General features: G+C 70.3%; 1 protein-coding gene. It reads right to left on the bottom strand.

Annotated elements, in window-relative coordinates; genetic code table 11:
- Positions 1 to 200 (bottom strand): hypothetical protein (locus ADL03_RS09450; RefSeq protein ID WP_255353347.1); only part of this gene is annotated, 200 nt, incomplete at its 3' end.
- Positions 201 to 222: the final 22 nt, after the last annotated feature.

Below are 222 nucleotides of genomic sequence, written 5' to 3'. Positions count from 1 at the left end.
GACCAGGCCACGGATCGGACCCGCTCGGTGTGTCCGGTGAGTGTGTGGATGGGTTGGCCGGTGGTGGCGTCCCAGATGCGGGCGGTGTCGGTGCTGCCGGTGAGGATGCGGGTGTTGTCGGGGGACCAGGCCACGGATCGGACCCGCTCGGTGTGTCCGGTGAGTGTGTGGATGGGTTGGCCGGTGGTGGCGTCCCAGATGCGGGCGGTGTCGGTGCTGCCG

It is taken from the genome of Nocardia sp. NRRL S-836, assembly GCF_001279525.1.
GTDB lineage: Bacteria > Actinomycetota > Actinomycetes > Mycobacteriales > Pseudonocardiaceae > Lentzea.
Note: the sequence above shows the minus strand (reverse complement) of the source record. Positions and strands in the feature narration are given on the sequence as shown.